21 protein-coding genes, 1 tRNA gene and 1 other RNA gene are annotated in these 18,526 nt (G+C 68.4%); 7 read left to right on the forward strand and 16 right to left on the reverse strand.

The features are described from left to right. Nucleotides 1-142: 142 nt before the first annotated feature. From acpP to ACFWZ4_RS02485, 6 genes are all read right to left on the reverse strand, one after another. Nucleotides 143-382, reverse strand: coding sequence for an acyl carrier protein (gene acpP, locus ACFWZ4_RS02460; protein ID WP_091336635.1), 240 nt, complete (start codon nt 380-382; stop codon nt 143-145). A 193-nt stretch (nt 383-575) separates the two neighbouring features. Beyond that, the gene (fabG, locus tag ACFWZ4_RS02465; protein WP_439703151.1) at nt 576-1,319 is read right to left on the reverse strand and encodes a 3-oxoacyl-ACP reductase FabG; all 744 of its coding nucleotides are present in this window, start codon (nt 1,317-1,319) and stop codon (nt 576-578) included. Nucleotides 1,320-1,379: 60 nt separating this feature from the next. Next, nucleotides 1,380-2,318 (reverse strand): ACP S-malonyltransferase, encoded by a 939-nt coding sequence (gene fabD / locus ACFWZ4_RS02470; RefSeq protein WP_439703152.1) that lies wholly within the window; start codon nt 2,316-2,318, stop codon nt 1,380-1,382. 167 nt (nt 2,319-2,485) lie between these two features. Continuing rightward, nucleotides 2,486-3,460: a beta-ketoacyl-ACP synthase III gene (locus ACFWZ4_RS02475; RefSeq protein WP_439703153.1), complete on the reverse strand. Its 975-nt coding sequence runs from the start codon at nt 3,458-3,460 to the stop codon at nt 2,486-2,488. Between the two features lie 151 nt (nt 3,461-3,611). Beyond that, the gene (gene rpmF / locus ACFWZ4_RS02480; RefSeq protein ID WP_091336642.1) at nt 3,612-3,803 is read right to left on the reverse strand and encodes a 50S ribosomal protein L32; all 192 of its coding nucleotides are present in this window, start codon (nt 3,801-3,803) and stop codon (nt 3,612-3,614) included. Nucleotides 3,804-3,819: 16 nt separating this feature from the next. Further along, nucleotides 3,820-4,338 (reverse strand): YceD family protein, encoded by a 519-nt coding sequence (locus ACFWZ4_RS02485; protein ID WP_439703154.1) that lies wholly within the window; start codon nt 4,336-4,338, stop codon nt 3,820-3,822. Nucleotides 4,339-4,448: 110 nt separating this feature from the next. Between ACFWZ4_RS02485 and ACFWZ4_RS02490 the strand changes: the two genes are divergently transcribed. Both ACFWZ4_RS02490 and ACFWZ4_RS02495 read left to right on the forward strand, forming a co-directional pair. Continuing rightward, complete coding sequence (locus ACFWZ4_RS02490; protein ID WP_439703155.1) at nt 4,449-4,907, forward strand: hypothetical protein; 459 nt, start codon at nt 4,449-4,451, stop codon at nt 4,905-4,907. Beyond that, nucleotides 4,904-5,482 carry a Maf family protein gene (locus ACFWZ4_RS02495; protein WP_439703156.1) on the forward strand — a complete coding sequence of 193 codons (579 nt, stop codon included), beginning with the start codon at nt 4,904-4,906 and terminating at the stop codon, nt 5,480-5,482. The genes ACFWZ4_RS02490 and ACFWZ4_RS02495 overlap by 4 nt, the downstream gene beginning before the upstream one ends. 48 nt (nt 5,483-5,530) lie before the next feature. On the opposite strand, the gene ACFWZ4_RS02500 is transcribed toward ACFWZ4_RS02495, so the two are convergent. After that, nucleotides 5,531-7,045 carry an ArnT family glycosyltransferase gene (locus ACFWZ4_RS02500; protein WP_439703157.1) on the reverse strand — a complete coding sequence of 505 codons (1,515 nt, stop codon included), beginning with the start codon at nt 7,043-7,045 and terminating at the stop codon, nt 5,531-5,533. A 103-nt stretch (nt 7,046-7,148) separates the two neighbouring features. Between ACFWZ4_RS02500 and ACFWZ4_RS02505 the strand changes: the two genes are divergently transcribed. The 4 genes from ACFWZ4_RS02505 to ACFWZ4_RS02520 are packed head-to-tail and all read left to right on the forward strand — an operon-like array spanning nt 7,149 to nt 11,672. Further along, nucleotides 7,149-8,090: an AAA family ATPase gene (locus ACFWZ4_RS02505; protein ID WP_439703158.1), complete on the forward strand. Its 942-nt coding sequence runs from the start codon at nt 7,149-7,151 to the stop codon at nt 8,088-8,090. A 2-nt stretch (nt 8,091-8,092) separates the two neighbouring features. After that, on the forward strand, nt 8,093-9,046 hold the full coding sequence (locus ACFWZ4_RS02510; RefSeq protein WP_439703159.1) for a DUF58 domain-containing protein: 954 nt from the start codon (nt 8,093-8,095) through the stop codon (nt 9,044-9,046). After that, nucleotides 9,043-11,025 carry a transglutaminase TgpA family protein gene (locus ACFWZ4_RS02515; RefSeq protein ID WP_439703160.1) on the forward strand — a complete coding sequence of 661 codons (1,983 nt, stop codon included), beginning with the start codon at nt 9,043-9,045 and terminating at the stop codon, nt 11,023-11,025. The genes ACFWZ4_RS02510 and ACFWZ4_RS02515 overlap by 4 nt, the downstream gene beginning before the upstream one ends. A gap of 47 nt (nt 11,026-11,072) precedes the next feature. Then, nucleotides 11,073-11,672: a Slp family lipoprotein gene (locus ACFWZ4_RS02520; RefSeq protein ID WP_439703161.1), complete on the forward strand. Its 600-nt coding sequence runs from the start codon at nt 11,073-11,075 to the stop codon at nt 11,670-11,672. 141 nt (nt 11,673-11,813) lie between these two features. On the opposite strand, the gene ACFWZ4_RS02525 is transcribed toward ACFWZ4_RS02520, so the two are convergent. The 8 genes from ACFWZ4_RS02525 to ACFWZ4_RS02560 form a co-directional block, all read right to left on the reverse strand. Continuing rightward, nucleotides 11,814-12,158, reverse strand: coding sequence for a histidine triad nucleotide-binding protein (locus ACFWZ4_RS02525; protein WP_439703162.1), 345 nt, complete (start codon nt 12,156-12,158; stop codon nt 11,814-11,816). A gap of 180 nt (nt 12,159-12,338) precedes the next feature. Further along, a complete protein-coding gene (gene recR, locus ACFWZ4_RS02530) occupies nt 12,339-12,938 on the reverse strand; it encodes a recombination mediator RecR (protein ID WP_439703163.1) in 600 nt (199 codons plus the stop codon). Nucleotides 12,939-13,023: 85 nt separating this feature from the next. Next, a complete protein-coding gene (locus ACFWZ4_RS02535; protein ID WP_439666430.1) occupies nt 13,024-13,347 on the reverse strand; it encodes a YbaB/EbfC family nucleoid-associated protein in 324 nt (107 codons plus the stop codon). A gap of 13 nt (nt 13,348-13,360) precedes the next feature. After that, complete coding sequence (gene dnaX, locus ACFWZ4_RS02540; protein ID WP_439703164.1) at nt 13,361-15,022, reverse strand: DNA polymerase III subunit gamma/tau; 1,662 nt, start codon at nt 15,020-15,022, stop codon at nt 13,361-13,363. A gap of 87 nt (nt 15,023-15,109) precedes the next feature. Beyond that, nucleotides 15,110-15,206: signal recognition particle sRNA small type (gene ffs, locus ACFWZ4_RS02545), an RNA gene on the reverse strand. A gap of 41 nt (nt 15,207-15,247) precedes the next feature. Then, nucleotides 15,248-15,340, reverse strand: a tRNA-Ser gene (locus tag ACFWZ4_RS02550). Between the two features lie 78 nt (nt 15,341-15,418). Continuing rightward, nucleotides 15,419-16,177: an MBL fold metallo-hydrolase gene (locus ACFWZ4_RS02555; RefSeq protein WP_439703165.1), complete on the reverse strand. Its 759-nt coding sequence runs from the start codon at nt 16,175-16,177 to the stop codon at nt 15,419-15,421. Then, nucleotides 16,174-16,902: a 3-deoxy-D-manno-octulosonic acid kinase gene (locus tag ACFWZ4_RS02560; protein WP_439703166.1), complete on the reverse strand. Its 729-nt coding sequence runs from the start codon at nt 16,900-16,902 to the stop codon at nt 16,174-16,176. Before ACFWZ4_RS02560 ends, ACFWZ4_RS02555 begins: the two co-directional genes overlap by 4 nt. A gap of 21 nt (nt 16,903-16,923) precedes the next feature. On the opposite strand from ACFWZ4_RS02560, the gene ACFWZ4_RS02565 reads away from it, so the two are divergent. Continuing rightward, nucleotides 16,924-17,994 (forward strand): glycosyltransferase family 9 protein, encoded by a 1,071-nt coding sequence (locus tag ACFWZ4_RS02565; protein WP_439703167.1) that lies wholly within the window; start codon nt 16,924-16,926, stop codon nt 17,992-17,994. 118 nt (nt 17,995-18,112) lie between these two features. Here ACFWZ4_RS02565 and ACFWZ4_RS02570 read toward each other — a convergent pair whose 3' ends face one another. Then, nucleotides 18,113-18,517 carry a DUF6165 family protein gene (locus tag ACFWZ4_RS02570; protein WP_439703168.1) on the reverse strand — a complete coding sequence of 135 codons (405 nt, stop codon included), beginning with the start codon at nt 18,515-18,517 and terminating at the stop codon, nt 18,113-18,115. Nucleotides 18,518-18,526 lie beyond the last annotated feature (9 nt).

Genomic DNA, 18,526 nt, shown 5'->3' on the forward strand with positions numbered 1-18,526 from the left:
CGGCCTCACGTCCAGCCACCATACGGTATCGGACGTTTCAAAACGCAGAAACGAAAACTGCGCCAAGGTGGCGCAGCTTTCAGTATCGCCACGTGAACGGAACCCGCGCCGCCATGGGCGCAGACACCGGCCACGAAACCGATCAGTCCTTGGTGTGGGCCTTGATGTAGTCCACGGCCTGCTGAACGGTGGTGATCTTCTCGGCCTCTTCGTCCGGGATCTCGGTCTCGAACTCTTCCTCGAGAGCCATCACCAGCTCCACCGTGTCCAGCGAATCGGCGCCCAGGTCGTCCACGAACGAAGCGTTCGCCGTGACTTCGTCTTCCTTCACGCCCAGCTGCTCGATGACGATCTTCTTGACGCGCTCTTCGATGGTGCTCATGTTGCCAAACCTCCCAAGGGGTGTGCTTTTTTGTCGGGCCGGCACGGGTCCGGCAAAGGACGGCGAATTGTAGTGGCTAAGCGACCAGGCCGCCATTGCTCCGCCGACAGGTTCAAACGCGCAGGCTTTCCGACCGGCGCGAAAGGTCAATTGTCGCCTAAAAACGGTTTCTTGGCGACAACCGCGCCATACGTCAGGGCATGTACATGCCGCCATTGACGTGCAGCGTTTCGCCGGTGATGTAGGCGGCAGCCGGCGAAGCGAGGAAACCGACGGCCTTGGCGATATCGCCCGCCTCGCCCAGGCGGCCCAGCGCGATCTGGCCCAGCAGCGCCTGCTTCGATTCTTCCGGCAGCGCGCGGGTCATGTCGGTATCGATGAAACCGGGCGCGACCACGTTGACGGTGATGCCGCGCGAACCGATCTCGCGCGCCAGCGATTTGGAGAAGGCGATGATGCCGGCCTTGGCCGCGGCGTAGTTGGCCTGGCCCGGATTGCCGGTCAGGCCGATCACCGAGGCGATCGAGATGATGCGGCCCTTGCGCGCCTTCATCATGCCCCGCATCACGGCCTTGGAGGTGCGATAGACCGAGGTCAGGTTGGTGTCCATGATCGCCTGCCAGTCCTCGTCCTTCATGCGCATCAGCAGCTGGTCGCGCGTGATACCGGCGTTGTTGACAAGTATCGAGACGGCGCCGAAGTCCTTGCCGATCGCATCGATCAGTGCCTCGACCGCGCCGCCATCGGTCACGTCCAGCACGCGGCCATGTCCACCGTTAGCCGCCAGGCGCTCGCCGATGGCCTTGGCGCCGTTCTCGCTGGTGGCGGTACCGATCACGGTGGCGCCCATGGCCGCCAACTCATCGGCGATCGCCGCGCCGATGCCTCGGCTGGCGCCGGTGACCAACGCGATTTCTCCTTCCAGGATCTTGCTCATCGTCATGCCCTTTTGCAGGAATCGTGGAACGGACGCGGGGCCCGTCCCGTCAGAGGTGGTTTACGCCAGCGCCGCTTCGAGTTCGGTCGGCGAGCCGATGGCGCGCGCGTCCAGGCCCTTGTCGATGCGCTTGATGAGGCCCGAGAGCACCTTGCCCGGCCCGCACTCGAGCACGCGGGTGGCACCGTTGCCGGCAAGGGCCTGCACGCATTCGGTCCAGCGCACCGGGAGGTAGAGCTGGCGTTGCAGCGCGCCGCGGATTTCCTCGACGCTGCCGTGGCTGCGCGCCTCGGCATTCTGCACAACGGGGATGGCGGGCAACGACCAATCGATCGCCGCCATGCGCTCGCCAAGCCGGTCGGCGGCCTCGCGCATCAGCGCGCAGTGGGAAGGCACCGAGACGGCCAGCTTGACGGCCTTCTTCACGCCCAGCTCGGCGAGTTTCGCCAGCGCGCGGTCGACCGCCTCCGCGTTGCCGGCGATCACCAGCTGCCCCGGCGAGTTGTAGTTGGCCGGCGAAACAACCTGGCCTTGCGCGACCTCCTCGCAGACCTGCGCAATCTGCGCGTCGTCACCGCCAAGAATCGCCGCCATCGCGCCCACGCCCGGCGGCACCGCCGCCTGCATCAGGCGACCGCGCTCGGCCACCAGCGCGGCGGCATCGTGCAGCGACAGCGCGCCGGCGCAAACCAGCGCGCTGTACTCGCCCAGGCTGTGGCCGGACAGCTGCGCAGGCCGCGCGCCACCGAGCATGGACCACACGCGCCACACCGCCACGCTCGCCGCCAGCAGCGCCGGCTGCGTGTTCTCGGTGCGGTTCAGTTGACCCTCCGGACCTTGCTGGCTGAGCTGCCACAGGTCGACGCCGGCGCCGTGCGAAGCCTCCTCGAAGGTCGTCCGCACTTCCGCGTGCGCGGCGGCCAAGTCAGCCAGCATGCCGACCGATTGCGAACCCTGACCGGGGAAGACGAAGGCGAGCGAGGCGGAGGTATCGGTCATCGGTGTCGATCCATCAAAGGCAAAAAAGCGATGATGCCAGCAGCGGCGCGCGTACGCAGCCGTATAGGTGTTGCGCGCGACGGGTGGCGTCCGCGGACCTAGCCCATCCGCCATGCCGGAAACGACGATGCCGCCCGAAGGCGGCATCGCGGGAGGGGCAGTCGGACTCAGTAGCGCAGGAGCGCCGAAGCCCAGGTGAAGCCGCCGCCGAAGGCTTCCAGCAGCAGGTTCTGCCCGCGCTGCACCTTGCCCGAGCGCACCGCGTAATCCAGCGCCAGCGGCACCGAACCCGAGGAGGTATTGGCGTGCTTGTCGACGGTCACGATCACCTGGTCCATCGACATGTTCAGCCGCTTGGCAGTGGCCTCGATGATGCGCAGGTTGGCCTGATGCGGGATCAGCCAGTCGAGCTGCGAAGCCTCCATGCCGGCGGCCTTCAGGGTCTGCTCGACGAGGGAGTCGAGCGTCTTGACCGCGACCTTGAATACCTCGCGACCGGCCATCTTGATGCGTACGCCATGGTTGGGCTCGTCGCGGAATCCGACCGACACGCCCACCGGATTCCAAAGCAACTCCTTGTGGCCGCCGTCGGCATGCATGCAGGTGGCGTAGATGCCCGGCTCGTCGCTGGCTTCCAGCACCACCGCACCGGCGCCGTCGCCGAACAGCACGCAGGTCTCGCGCTCCTTCCAGTCGATCATGCGCGTCAGCGTTTCGGCGCCGATCACGAGCGCCTTCTTCGTCTGGCCGCTGCGTATGAACTTGTCCGCCACGCCCAGCGCGTAGACAAAACCGGAGCAAGCCGCATTGACGTCGAATGCGGCGCACCCGTTGGCGCCCAGGCGGTGCTGCACCAGGCAGGCGGTCGACGGGAAGATCAGATCCGGCGTGGTGGTGCCCAAGACGATCAGGTCGAGCTCCGAAGCCTTGACGCCAGCGGCGGCGAGTGCGCGCTCGGCGGCGAGAAAGGCCAGGTCACCTGTGGTTTCGCCCTCGGCGGCTATGTGGCGCTGGCGAATGCCGGTGCGGGATTGGATCCACTCGTCGCTGGTCTCGACAAACTTCTCCAGGTCGAAGTTTGTCAGCACGCGTTCGGGGAGCGCACTGCCGGTGCCGGTGATGCGGGCGTAGATCGAAGCCATGGACTTTCCATCTCATGCGGAGGCGACGGACCGAAGCCGGGGCTTCCGCACCCGGGTCCAGCCACGCCGAAACCGCAACGTTACGTTCGCGGACGCCGAAACGCAAAGCGGCGCGTCGCCGCGCCGCCCTGTCGCGTCCGATGGAAGCCGCTTACTCGGCGTCGACGGCCGCGGCGGTGTCGATCACCTTCTTGCCGCGGTAGTAGCCGTCCTTGGTGACGTGGTGGCGCAGGTGCACCTCGCCGCTGGTCGGATCGGTCGCCAGCTGCACGGTCTTGAGCTTGTCGTGCGAACGACGCATGCCGCGGGTGGACGGGGTCTTGCGGCTCTTGGCAACGGCCATGGGTGTATCTCCGGCTTCAATCGGTTTTCTTGAGTTCGCGCAGAACCGCGAACGGGTTGTCGTTGGACTCCGGCTCGGATTGCTCCGGGCCGGGGCCAGTCACTTCGGGTGGCAGGCTGCTGTCCGGATTGACCGGCACCAGCGGCACTGCCAACAGCAATTCGTCCTCGATCACGGCCGCCAGATCCAGCTTGCCGTCATCCTCGACCAGCAGCGGCTCGCAGCCCGGCGGCAGGGCCGCCTCCTCGCGCTCGTTGCGGATCAGGCCAAGCCGGCTGTCCACCGTCAAGGGCAGTACGAACGGTTCCAGCGTACGCTGACAGGTCAGCGTCAGCGGCGCCTCGACGTGCACCTGGAGGTAGGCCGTGCCGAAATCGTCGCGACCAAAATCCAGTGCGAACTGGGCCGCCCCTTCGTTGCCGGCCAGCATCCCGCACAGGCGGGACATGGCGGCCACGGGAAGCGCTCCGGCGAACGAACGCCGCGCCGAGACCATGCGCCAAGCGTCCACGGACTCTGGCAGTGTCACGGACATAATCGCGAAATCTTAGGGTTGACGGGGGTCCAAGTCAACCGCGCCACCCGGGCTTTGCCTGCCGTCGGGACTGCGGCAGACTGCCCTTCCAATCGTAACCGGTTCTCCTCGTGCCCGCTTCCCTCGCCTTTGGCCTCGCCGCGATGTGCCTGCTGCTGGTGGGCGCCGGTGCGCTCGTGCTGGTGGGTCGGCGGCGCAGGCTGGAACGGCGGCGCCACAGCATGCACCGGTTGCTGGAGCTGGCCGACCAGCTGGAAGCGGACCTGAAAACCTGCCGCAAGGGCCTCAAGCAGGCCCATGCGGTGATGTCCTTCAACCCCGACCAGCCGGCCGCCGGCGAGCCGGAAGCCAAGCAGGCGATCGACGCCGGCCTGCGCTCGCTTCTGCAGCAGCGTTTGTGGATCCGCGACTGTGCGCCCGACGCCAGCCAGCAGGGCCTGGACGAGGCGGCCGCCGACATGAGCCAGACCCGCGCCCGGCTGCGCCCGCTGGTGCGGGCACTGGAGCGCGCGCACCACGAGCTGGACGACGCGATGCGCGAACACATCCGCCGCGAATCGGACGTATGACGCGGCTGGTCCTGGGCTCCACCTCACGCTACCGCGCGGAGCTGCTGCGCCGGCTTGCGTCGGACTTCGAACAGCGGGCGCCCGGAACGGACGAAACGCTGGCCCCCGGCGAAGGCCCTGCCGAAGGCGCCCTGCGGCTGGCGATTGCCAAGGCAGAAGGCGCGGCTCATGGGCTGGACGGAGCGCTGGTGATTGGCTCGGACCAGATCGCCGAACTCCACGGTTGCGCCCTGGGCAAGCCCGGCAGCGTCGATGGCGCGCGGGCCCAACTGGCCGATTGTGCCGGCCGCGAGGTGCGCTTCCACACAGGCTTATGCCTGCTCGACACCCGCGATGGGCGTCGCCTCACGCACCTGGACACCACGCGCGTGCGGTTCCGGCAGCTCACGGAAGCCGAGATCGCCCGCTACGTCGAGCGCGAGATGCCGCTGGATTGCGCTGGCAGCTTCAAGTGCGAGGGCCTGGGGATCTCGCTGTTCGACCGCATCGACAGCAGCGACCCGACGGCGCTGGTAGGCCTGCCATTGATCGCGCTGGCGCGGTTGCTACGCGAGGCCGGCCTCGCCATTCCGTAGAGCGCCTGATGGGCTTCGTCCCGTGACGGCCGGTGGCCGAAGCCTGCCCTACGGTCGCGGCGATGCTTGCGCATTGCGCCAGAACAGGCAGGACGCCGGATCGGCAATGCGCGGCGATGGCTCCGCCGGCACCTGACCGCGGTAATACGCAAAGCTCTTTCGCCCGTCGAACAGCACCGACCGTGTGACGAACTCCGGCGACTGGATGCTTCCGCAGATTGCACCGAGTCGAGCCAGCTTCTCACGCTCGCGCATCACCTCGCTCACCACCAGCAACATCGGTGCGCCCGCATGGGTGGCGCGTAGTCCAGCCTCGTCGCGTCCCCAGACCGCCAACTGTGGTGCGCGGCCGTGCTTGACGTTGAGCGTGCTGTCCAGCGAATACACCGGACGGTCGCCGAGCTGGAACTCGAGCTCCGCGGCGAGCATGAAATTGTCGGCGACCAGCACCGCATCCTTTCGCTCCAGCAGCGTGCGCGCCTGCGCCGCGCTTTCGCGCCAGCCCACGAAGTTGGTCGGGAAAGCCTTGCTGGCAGCCAGCATGTCGACGCCTTGCGGGCTGGCCGCCAGCGCCAGGTAAGCCAGTCCAAGCAATGTTCCCATGCCGCCAAGCACACCACCGGCCACCGTGACCACGCGCCATCCCCGGCCCGCCTCGCGGCACAACGCCGGCAGCGCCGCCAGCAAAGGCAGGTAGCCGGGCAACGGCCAGTGCGCGCGGAAGCGAAGGTCGTCGGCGAACAACCCGAACACGAAGTACGGCACGAGGAAGCCCAGCGACGTCCAGGCCAGCAGGTCCCACGGCGTCCCTTCACCGCGCCGGCGCCAGCTGCGCCACAAGGCCCACAGCAACGCGACGTAGAGCATGGGCGTGCAGGCGATCGCCTGTTCCAGCGGTTGCACCAGCGCATCGGCATGGAAACTCCACGGGTTGCGATCGACCAGCTGGAACGCGAGCCCCGCGCCATGCTGGCGCCAGTTCGACACGATCAACGGGACCAGTCCCAGCGCCGCCACGGCAAGCGCTAGCCACAGGCCCGGCCTGCGCCACTGCGCACGGCCGCGGGACGTGAAGACCAGCAGCAACAGTCCGGCAAGCATCGCCATCGCGGCGCGGTAGTGGGTCAGCCACGCCACCGCCAGCGCGATGCCTAGCAGCACCCAGTCGCGCAGCTGGTTCTCGTCCATCGCGCGCAACAACGCATACAGCGCGGCCGCGATCGCCAGGGTCAGCGGCACGTCGGGCATGGCCATTACCCCGAACGTGCCGGCCAGCGGCAGCGCAAGACACAACAGGCCCGCCTGCCAGCCGATACGCGCATCGAAGGCCCACCGCCCGAACGCCACCATCACCCATGGCAGCGCACTGCCCAGCACCAGGAACGGCCAGCGCATGCCGAGCAGCCCATGCCCGGCGACACGCTCGCCCAGCCAGATCAGCCACGCGGTCAGCGGCGGCAGGTCGCTGTAGCCCCAGGCGGGATGCCGGCTTTCCAGCCAGTAGAAGGCCTCGTCGCCAAACGGCGACATCGTGGCGGCGACGATGCACTTGAGAACGAGCAAAGCGACGAACGCAATGAGGAACGCGCCTCGCCAGCGCGCGAGACCGGCCGCTACACTCGACCGGCCCTCCCCGCGTTCCGCCCGTGCCGACTGCCAGGAACCCATGTCCGCCACCACTCCCCTGTCCGAAGAAACGCTCCACCCGCGCCTGGAGGCGGCGATGGCCCAGGTCAACCGCGTGCTGCTGGGCAAGCCGCGCCAGGTAAAGCTCGCCTTTACCTGCCTGGTCGCCGGCGGCCACCTGCTGCTGGAGGACGTGCCCGGCGTGGGCAAGACCACGCTGGCGCATGCGCTGGCAGCGAGCTTCACGCTGGACTTCCAGCGCGTGCAGTTCACCAGCGACCTGTTGCCGTCGGACATTATCGGGGTCAGCGTGTTCGAGCGCGAGACGGGCCAGTTCCGCTTCCATCCGGGTCCGATCTTCACCGGCCTGATGCTCGCCGACGAGATCAACCGCGCCACTCCCAAGACGCAAAGCGCACTGCTGGAGGCGATGGCCGAGGGCCAGGTGACGGTAGACGGCCAGACGCACACGCTCGCGCAACCGTTTTTCGTCGTCGCCACCCAGAACCCGCTGGACCTGCATGGCACCTTCCCGCTGCCCGATTCGCAGCTGGACCGTTTCATGCTGCGCATCTCGCTCGACTATCCCGACGCCGCCGCCGAGCGCGCGCTGCTTTGCGGCAGCGATCGCCGTGACCTGCTCGCCCAGCTCACGCCGCAGCTGGACGCGCCGAGCCTGGCCGCCCTGCACCGCCAGGCGCAGGGCATCACTGCCAGCAGCGCCTTACTCGATTATCTCCAGGCGCTGCTTGCGGCCAGCCGCCGCCACGCCGACATCCGCGTCGGCCTGTCGCCCCGCGCCGGCATCGCGCTGCTCGGCGCGGCGCGCGCCTGGGCCCTGCTGAGCGGCCGCGGCCACGTGTTGCCGGAGGACATCCAGGCACTGTTCGTACCGCTGGCCGCGCACCGGCTGGTGCCTTCGCGCGGCGCCAGCGGGGATGCGCTGGCCCGCGCCCTGCTGGCCGACACAGCGGTCGACTGACCATGCGCGACGCGCTGCGCCGCCTGCAGCAACTGGCCGAGCGGCGGCTGCCCGCGCTGACCCGCTTCCGCCGGCCGGAACCGATGCCGATCGAGCTGAACCGGCGACGCATTTATATCGTGCCGACGGGCTTCGGCATCGGCTTTACCGTGTTGCTGCTGGTGATGCTGGTCGGCTCGCTCAACTACTCCAACAACGCCGCCCTGCTGCTTACCTGCGTGCTGGGCGCGGCCGGCGCAGCCAGCATGCTGATCGCGTTCCGCGCGCTCGACGGGCTTGCACTGGCCAGCATCCGCGCGGGCCAGGCGATTGCCGGCCAGCCACTGGCGTTGACGCTCGAATTCGAATCGACCCGGCCACGCAGCGCGATCCGGATCGACCTGGGCGATGCCTGCCAGGCGTTCGCCATCGACGCCTCGGGCAAGGCCGACGTCACCTTGCCGCTAGCCACCCGTCAGCGTGGCTGGCTGCCCCTGCCGCGCGTGCGCGTGTGGACGACGTGGCCGTTGGGGTTGTTCCGCGCCTGGAGCTGGATGCACCCGGAACAGTCCGTGCTGGTCTGGCCGCGCCCCGAAAGCAGCGGCCCACCGCCGCTGCTGCCCGCCGACGAAGGGCTGCGCCCGCGGCTGCACCGCGGCGAGGACCTGGCCGCCCTGCGCGACTACCGCAGCGGTGACCCGCGCAAGCACATTGCATGGAAGGCCAGCGCACGACTGGGCCAATTGCTGAGCAAGGACTTCGAGCAGCCCGAATCGCGTCCCGAATGGCGCCTGGACTGGCGGGAACTGGAGGGCATGGACAACGAGGCGCGCATCGCCCGTCTCGCCCGCTGGCTGGGCGAGGCGCATGCCGGGGGACGCCGTCACAGCCTTTGGCTGCCGGGGTTGCCCATCGAGGTGGGGAGCGGCCCAGGCCATTACGCGCGCTGCATGAGCGCACTGGCGGCATTGCCATGATCGGCGTCAAGCGTCGCACCAACGAGCCCACGCTGGACAGCCACGCATTCGACCTGCTTTGCCTGACCATGGCCTGCGTCCTCGGCGTACACGCGCCACACCTGCCCTGGTGGCTGGTGGCCGGGTTGTCGCTGGTGCTCGTGCTGCGCTGGTGGCAGCGGCGCCGGCAGGGCAAGCGACCGCCACTGCTGCTCAAGTTGCCGTTGCTGGCCTTGCTGGCGGTCGCCGTCGTCTTCACCTACGGCACGATCTTCGGCCAGGAACCCGGCTCCGCACTTGCCGTCGGCCTGCTGGTGCTCAAGCTGCTGGAAAGCGAGGCGCCGCGCGATGCCAAGGTCGGCGTGAGCTTCGCTTGTTTCGGGCTGATGGCCGCGCTGCTGTTCGACCAGGGACTGGTGGCCACCTTCGTGGTGGCGCTGGGCCTGTTGCCCGCCCTGGCCACCCTGCGTGCGCTGGAACCGGCGCAGGCATCGGTCAGCCTGCCGCGCGCCTTGCTGCCGGGCCTTGCCCTGCTCGCCGCCGCCGTGCCGCTGGCTCTGCTCGCCTTCGCCCTGGTGCCGCGACTGAGCTCGCCGCTGTGGGGAGCCGCAAATAACGCTGAAGCGCGAACCGGCCTCAGCGATCGGATGTCACCGGGCAATTTCACCGAGCTGCTGACCGATGACCGCCCTGCCATGCGGGTCAGCTTCGACGGAACGCCTCCGGCGCCCGAACTGCGCTACTTCCGCGCATACGTCATGTGGCTTTATGACGGACGCACCTGGGAGCACGCGGACCTGCGACGCGCCGACGGTCAGGCCCGACCGCTGGAAACCGTGGAAGGGAACGCAGCCACCCGCTATGAAATCGACCTGGAACCCACGAACCGCCGCGTCCTGCCGGCGCTTGACGTGCCGCTGGAGGCGCCGGCCGACGCATGGCTCAGCCCGGATCGCGAAGTGTTTAGCGACAAACCTGTGCGCGTGCCGCTCCATTATGAATCGCGCTCCGCGCTCCACTACCGCCTCCAGGCCACCCTGCCTGCGGGAGCCAGGCACCTCGCCCTGCGCCTGCCGAAGGGATACAACCCGCGCTCGCACGCTCTGGCCGCGCAGTGGCGCGCACGTTACGGAGGTGACGACCAAGCCATCGTGGGTGCCGCGCTGACGCTGTTCCACAACGGCGGTTTCCGCTACACGCTGGCGCCGGCACCACTGGGGCGTGACTCGGTGGACGATTTCCTGTTCGGCACGCGCGAGGGCTTCTGCGAGCACTACGCATCGTCTTTCACCGTGCTGATGCGCGCCGCCGGCATACCCGCACGCGTAGTCACCGGCTACCAGGGCGGATACTGGAGCCCGCTCGGCAACTACCTGCTGGTACGCCAGTCCGATGCGCACGCCTGGAGCGAGGTGTGGCTGGAAGGTCGCGGCTGGACCCGTGTCGACCCCACCGCCGCCGTGCGGCCGGAGCGGGTCAGCCAGGGCGCAGCGGCCGCGGCGGGCGACCAGCTCGGCTGGGCGCAAACCAGCTGGCTGGCGTCGCTGCGCAACCAGTGGGATGTAGTCAACCACTGGTGGACCCAGGGCGTTATCGGTTTCGATGCGTTGCGCCAGCGCGGCCTGCTGACCCCGTTCGGCATCCATGACACCGGCACGGCGATGCTGGGCATCCTGCTGGCGATCGGCACCGCGCTGTTCGTGTTGATCGGCGTGGGCTGGGCGTTGTGGCGGCGTGAACGGCCCGAGCCGGTGCGTCAGGCGCTACGCCGGCTGGAGGCCAGGCTTGCGCGCGCCGGCATCACGCGGCGTCGCAGTGAAGGGCCGCAGCATTACCTGCGCCGCGCCGCTCGGGCTCTGCCGGCGCAGCGCGATGAACTGGAGCGACTGATGGCCCGCTACCTTGAACTGCGCTATGCACACGACGAACCGGTGCCTGAACTGCTGCGGGAATTCCAGCGGGCGGTACGGGAATTCCGGCCCCGGCGCGTGGTCAAATGAATATCCATGCGGCTGCCAGGTCAGCCGCTGTTCCAGGGAGAACCACCATGTCCTTTCCTTACCGTCCTCTGGCCCTGGCAACCGCCTTCGGCCTGCTGACCGCCTGTGCAACGGTGCCCCAGCCGCTGCAGGGCACTTACTCCGACGTGAGCACGGCAGGCGCCCAGCAAGGTGGTGCCGGCGGCGCGAAGGTGCGCTGGGGCGGCGAGATCATCAAGACCGAACCGGGTCCGCAGGAAACCTGCTTCTATCTGCTGTCCCGTCCGCTGGACAAGCAGGCGCGGCCGGAGAGCGACACCAGCGGCGCCACCGAGGGCCGCTTCGTTGCCTGCCACGAAGGCTTCTACGATCCTGAGGTGTTCACCCGTGGCCGCGAACTCACGGTGACGGGCACGCTGCAGGGCACCGTGACGAAGAAGGTGGGCGATTACGACTATGCCTACCCCCGCGTTGCGGCCGACGTGGTCTACCTGTGGCCCAAGCGCCCGGTAACGGTGCGCTACCCGCCGGGTTACTACGACCCGTTCTGGGGCCCGGGCTGGGGCAGTCCCTACTGGGGTCCGTGGGGCGACCCGTTCTGGAACCGCCCGCGGGTGATCATCGTGCGCCCGCCGCCGGCGCCGGCGCCGAAGCCGGCGCACAAGTAAGCGCGGTCCGATCTCGGAAACGCCGGCCCGGGGCCGGCGTTTCTGTTTCCGCTAACCGCTTCGCGGACGTGCCTGCAGGAGCGAACAGGCTGCGAAGGTCCGCCGCGTTCAGTCGCGGCGTACGCGCCCACAAGAATCCGCTCAGCCGGGCGGCCAAGCCATCCGGCGACCGGCCAGCAGGTGCACGTGCAGGTGGAACACGGTCTGGCCGCCATGTTCGTTGCAGTTGATCACCGTGCGGTAGCCCTGCCCGGCAAGCCCTTCCTGCCTGGCGTAATCGGCCGCGGCGAGCAACACCTTGCCGAGCAGTTCGGCATCAGCCGGTTGCGCGTCGTCGAGCGTCGGCAGCGGCTTCTTCGGGATAAAGAGCACGTGCACCGGCGCCTGCGGATTGAGGTCGCGGAAGCCGACCACGTCGTCGTTCTCGAAAACGATGTCGGCCGGGATCTCGCGCCGGATGATCTTGCCGAAGATGGTGTCGCCCATGCCCGAGCCCTCGCGTGGATTCACAGGCGCAGCAGCATACCCTGCGAGCGCGGCGTGCTCAGCCGGCTCGCTGGCAATCCCGCGATGGCGGCCGCCTCGTCCATGGGACTGAGGCCCGCGGCAAGCCGCAGCGCGCAGTACTCGGCCGGCGCGGGCGGCGCGGAGGCCAGGTGCGGTCGCTCATTCCAGCGTCTGGCGGCTGCCGAAGGCGTGCGCCAGGGTGCCGCGATCGACGTATTCCAGTTCGCCGCCCAGCGGTACGCCGTGGGCCAGCCGCGTCGGCCTTACGCCGCCGGCGTGCGCCAGCTGTGCCAGGTAGTGCGCGGTCGCCTCGCCTTCGACGGTGGGGTTGGTGGCGATGATCATCTCCTCGATCTCGCCCTCACCCAGGCGCGCGCTCAGCTGCGCCAGGCCGAGTTCTTCCGGACCCAGTCCGTCCAGCGGCGACAGGCGGCCGAGCAGCACGAAGTACTGTCCGCGATAACCGGTGGCCTGCTCGATGGCGGCAAGGTCGGTCGGCGTTTCCACCACGCACAGCACGTGGCGGTCGCGGCTGGCGCTGGCGCACAGCGCGCAGACCGGCTCCTCGCTGAAATTGCGGCAGCGCGTGCAGTTGCCAATGCGTTCCATCGCCTCGCGCAGCGCGTCGGCAAGCTTCAGGCCGCGCGTGCGCTCGCGTTCGAGCAGGTGGAAGGCCATCCGCTGCGCGCTCTTGCCACCCACGCCGGGCAGGCAGCGCAGGGCTTCGATGAGATTGGCGAGTAAGGGCGAGCCTGTCATGGGTTGGGTATCGACAACGGTAGGAAGCGGGGCGGAGCTACTGTTCCGAATGGCCGCCGCAAGTGGGCTCCTACAAGAGTCGTGGTCAGAACGGCATCTTGAAGCCAGCCGGCAGGTTCATCCCGGCAGTCACGCCGCCGAGCTTGTTGCGGCTGGCCTCCGCCACCTTGTTGACCGCGTCGTTGACGGCGGCCGCAACCAGGTCCTCGGCCATCTCCGGATCATCCGCGAACAGCTTGCGGTCAATCTGCACGCGGCGCACCTCGTGCGCGCCGGTCATCAGCACGGTGACCAGGCCGCCCCCGGAGCTGCCGGTGACTTCCATCTTCGCGATTTCCTCCTGCGCACGCTTCATGTCTTCCTGCATGCGCTGGGCCTGCTGCATCAGCTGACCGATCTGGCCTCTCATGATTCTGCTCCGCTCAACTTTCGATGGGTTTGATGGACTGCGGCACCACGCGGGCGCCGAACTCGCGCTTTAGCGACTGCACCAGCGGATCGTCCTCGATCGCCTGCTCGGCGGCGCTCTGCGCGCTTTCGCGGGCCGAGGCGGCACGGGCGGCGGGCGTCTGGGTGGCGCCCTGGCTATCGGCGACGAAGCGCAGCTTGATGCGCTCGCCAAGCACGTCGCCGATGCGGTCGGCCATCTGGCCGACCATCGGCTCGACCGCCAGGTGCATGTGCGCCGGCTGCAGCGCCAGCACCAGCGTGTTGCCATCGCGCTCGCGCAACGCAGCGTTCTGCGCCAGCTGGCCGAGCGGGCCACGCAGGCCAGCCTGTTCGATCAGTGCGTCCCAGCGCGGCAGGCCGCGGGCATCAGTCGGCACCGGCGCACGCGCGGCGGGAGCTGCAGGCGTGACCGGTGCGGGCGCGGATGCCACCGAAGCGCCTGGCGAGGCATCGCGCACGGGCGGCTCGGCGCGCCCGGCGGGCGATGGCGGTCGCGCCGCGGGCGCCGGTCGCGGCATGCGTTCGGGCGGCGCAGGTTCGTCCGTTCCGCCCGGGCGGAACGCCAGCATGCGCAGCAGCGCCATCTCGAAACCGGTGCGCGCGTCCGGCGCCACCGCGAGATCGCGTCGACCGGTGGTGGCGATCTGGTAGTAGAGCTGCACGTCTTCCGGCTGCATGCGTTCGGAGAGCGCCGCGAGGCTTTCCGTACCCTCGCCATCGCTCTCGGCGTGGTAGCCCGGCACCAGCTGCATCAGCTGGACGCGATGCAGCGTGGCAGCCAGGTCGTCGAGTACGCCGCCGAAGTCGGGCGAGTACGACGCGATGCGCTCGCACTCGGCCATCAACCGCGAGCCATCGCCGTCGGCCAGCGCATCGAGCACACCCAGTACCTGACCGCGCGCCACGCTGCCGAGCATCGCGCGCACGTCCTCAGCCTTGAGCGCGCCGCCGCCGTAGGCGATCGCCTGGTCCAGCAACGAGAGGCCGTCGCGCAGCGAGCCGTCGGCGCCGCGCGCCAGTTCGCCGATGGCGGCATCCTCGTAAGCGATCTTTTCCGCTTCGAGGATGTGGCGCATCTGCCCGGAGATCTGTTCAGGCAACAGGCGCTTCAAGTTGAACTTCAGGCAGCGCGACAGCACCGTCACCGGCAGCTTCTGCGGGTCCGTCGTCGCCAGCAGGAATTTCACGTGCGGCGGCGGCTCTTCCAGCGTCTTCAGCAACGCATTGAAGGCCGGCTTGGAAAGCATGTGCACCTCGTCCACCAGGTACACCTTGAAGCGGCCGCGCGCCGGTGCGTATTGCGCGTTCTCGATCACCTCGCGCACGTCGTCCACGCCCGTGTTGCTGGCCGCGTCGATTTCAAGCAGGTCGACGAAGCGGCCGGCGTCCACCGCCGTGCAGACGGCGCATTCGCCGCAGGGATCGGCCGATTCGCCGCGCTCGCAGTTGAGCGACTTGGCGAAGATGCGTGCGATGGTGGTCTTGCCCACGCCGCGGGTGCCGGTGAAGAGGTAGGCGTGATGCATGCGCCCGGTGTCCAGCGCGTTGGTCAGCGCGCGCACCACGTGTTCCTGCCCGACCAGCTCGACGAACTTGCGCGGGCGCCATTTGCGGGCGAGGACCTGATAGGACATGCGTGACTACCTTGGGGCGAAGGTCGATTGTGCCAAGTCGACGCCGGCAAGTCAGCCGAGCGCGTCGGAACCCCGAAATGGCGGCGGCCCCGCCAGCCACACCCCGGCACCCGAATCATCCACTACCGTTGCTTCCTTCCGGACCTGGCGGAGTTTGCGGACTATCGTCGCGGGGGGACCGACGGGGCCACCATGGACGTGGGCTTTTCAGGCCCTACTTGAAACTGGCGGAGAGGGCGGGATTCGAACCCGCGATACGGGTATAAGCCGTATACACACTTTCCAGGCGTGCTCCTTCAACCACTCGGACACCTCTCCGGATCTTCTTGCCGCCCAGGGGGCCGGCAAAGAAGCGGAAGGATAGCGATCTCCCCCGACCGACACAACCTGCGCGAATCAACCGGCGTCCGGGTGGGGCGGCGATGGCGGGGGCAGCACCAGGCTGCCGCCGCGCTGGGCGATCGCATGGCCACGCGCCCGGAGCGCCTCGCCGTCGGCGGCGCTGCCGTAGTGGTAGAGCACCAGCTGTTGCCGCAATCTTTCGTCGTACTCGCGCTCGAGGTCGTCCACACCGCTGTGCGAGGGATTGCCGACCAGCCCGCAGTCGTGCAGCACGCGTTCGCCGCCCGCCGCAAACTGCGCCAGCATCTCCGGTACCGGGCGGGTATCGCCGGTGAACACGAAGCTGCCGTGCAGGGCCAGGCCGAAGGACGTGTTCGGTCGATGGTGCCGCGTGGGGAAAACATCGAACCACCATCCGTCCAGCCAGAAGCCGCGGCTGCAGGGCACCAGGCGGAACGCCTCCCAGAAATTGACGCCGCCCTCGGCCAATACGCCCGGGTAGTCGGCCACGCGCGCCTGCAGCCACGGCACCAGCGCCGCGTGGATGAAAATGCGGACTTTGCCCCGCACGGTCTCGTCGAACCACAGCCGGGTGAACAGCCGTTCCATGCCGCCGACATGATCGAGGTGGGTATGGGTGACGTAGATCGCCCGCGGCAACTCGCCGTACGCCGCCTGGTAGCGATCCAGCGTGTCCGGGCCGCAATCGATCAGCAACATGGGCTTGCCGCCCTGTTCGAGCACCGCGGCAGAGGAACCCAGTTCCACCGCATGGGCGGCGCCGACACCGAGGAAACGCAGCGACCAGTTCATGCGCCCATCGTCCGTTCGTAGCCGTAGACCAGCGGCCCCCAGATGGCCGCCTGGAAATCGGGGATCCGCTCCGCGGCACCGAGCTTGACCAGCGAGCGGCGCAGTCGCGCCAGGTTCGCCAGCCGCCAGGCCTCTGCCGGCTTGCGCAGCGCGCCGCGATCGAAGTCGATCAGGTAGAGCGCCTCGGAGGTGACCAGCACGTTATGTGCGTTGAGGTCGGCGTGCCAGATTCCCTCGCGATGGAAGCGCGCGACCAGGGCGCCGGTCTCGCGCGCCAGGTCCGCATCCAGCCGCCCGTCGGCAAGGCATTGCGCCAGCGTGTGCGCGCCTTCAATGCGGCGGGTGATCAGGTCGCCGGTGTAAAACAGCCCGTGGCGACACCAGCGTGCGGCTACCGGCTGCGGCGCCGGCAGCTCCAGCGCGGCAATCTGGGCCAGCAGGCGAAACTCGGCGAAGCTGCGCGTGCGCGCGGCACCGGTCCAGAGATAGCGGTCGCGGTTGAAGCGGGCGACCAGGCCGCCGCGGTGGTAATGGCGCAATACACACGTGCCCGCGGTCGTGTCGATCATGGCCACGCCGCCGCGCCCGCCGCCTTGCGCCTTCAACGCGCCGCGGGCGCGCCAGAAACCGGGGTCGAACCAGTCGTTGTCCACGCCGCTCGCCAGCGAGGCATCGAACAGCACCGCGCCGCCGGCTTCCTCGCGGATCTGCTCCTGCATCATCATGTGCGGTCGAAGGAGACATTCATGCCGGTCGATTCTAGCCCAAGCCCCCTGCCCGCTCCCGCCGCACTGTGCCTGCTGCGCACTTCGGCGCTCGGCGATGTCACCCACGTGGTACCGCTGGTGCGCACGCTGCAACGGGCCTGGCCGCAGACGGCACTCACCTGGGTGGTGGGCAAGCTCGAGCGCAAGCTGGTCGGCGACATCGAGGGGGTCGAGTTCGTTACGTTCGACAAAGGTGCGGGCTGGACCGGGATGCGCGGCGTGTGGGGGGCACTGCGCGGACGGCGCTTCGACGCATTGCTGCAGATGCAGGTGGCGGCTCGCTCGAACCTGCTGAGCCTGGGCGTACGGGCGGCGCGTCGTATCGGTTACGACCGCGCGCGTTCAAAAGACCTGCACAGCCTGGTGATCAACGAGCGCATTCCCGCGCGCACCGGCGAGCACGTGCTCGATGCCATCGGCAGCTTCTGCGAACCGTTGGGACTCAAACAGACGCAGGTGCGCTGGGACATCCCGGTGGCCGAAGAGGCGCATGCCTGGGCCGAGCAACAACTTCCGAGCGACACGCCAACCCTGCTGGTCAGCCCCACGTCCAGCCATGCCTTGCGTAACTGGTATCCGGAACGCTACGCGGCGGTGGTCGACCACGCGATGGCGCACGGCTGGCGCGTGGTGTTGGTGGGTGGCCCGTCCCCCGGCGAGCGCACGATGGCCGATGCGGTGCTGGCCGCCTGCAAGCGTCTGCCGCTGGACCTCACCGGCAAGGACACGCTCAAGCGGATGCTCGCCCTGTGTGGTCGAGCGCAGTTGCTGCTTACGCCGGATTCCGGGCCGATGCACATGGCCAATGCGGTCGGCACCAAGGTGTTGGGGCTACATGCGGCGAGCAATCCGAACCGCTCCGGACCCTACTCGGATCGCAGCTGGTGCGTAGACAAATATGACGAGGCGGCGCGCCGTTTCCTGGGCAAGCCGGCAAGCGAGCTGGCCTGGGGAACGAAGATCGAGCGTCCCGGCGTGATGGGCCTGATCGGCGTGGACGATGTGATCGGGCGGTTCGAGGCATTCGCCTCGTCGCACGGGCTTGCCTGATGCGGCGCCCTCGCCCGAAGGGCGAGGGATTTCGGATTTGGAGCGTACGTCGGCGCTGACGGCTCTTTGAAGCCTTTCCCTTGAGCGTGGGCGCGCAGCGCCGCAGTCGAAAGGCAGCTCACGCGCCCGTCGAGCGGTAATCCTGGTAGGACTTTTCCTCGACGAGCTGCGAACCCAGCTTGAGGTTGATCTCGCGCTTGACCGCCGCGCGCACATCGTTGCGGAAATACACCGAACGCGCCAGCTCGACGAACTCGGCGTCGAACGCCTGCGCCTTCTCCTTGAGCCGGATGCGATCCTCGATATCCCACAGCGCCTCGTTGACCGCGAGCAGCCGCGCGCGCTCATCACCGATGTCGGTCTGCGAGGCGGCATCGTTGGCCCAGGTCGCGTTGAGCAGCTCCAGCTCGTTGCGCACGTTGGCCAGCTTGGCCGGATCGCTGATCTGGCGCGATTTGATCTCCAGGATGGTGATCTTGTCGATCAGCTCGCCATAGGAAACCGGGACTTGGATGAGGCTCATGGGAACTCC

This window comes from Frateuria sp. GZRe12 (assembly GCF_051900535.1).
Taxonomy (GTDB): Bacteria; Pseudomonadota; Gammaproteobacteria; order Xanthomonadales; family Rhodanobacteraceae; genus Frateuria_A.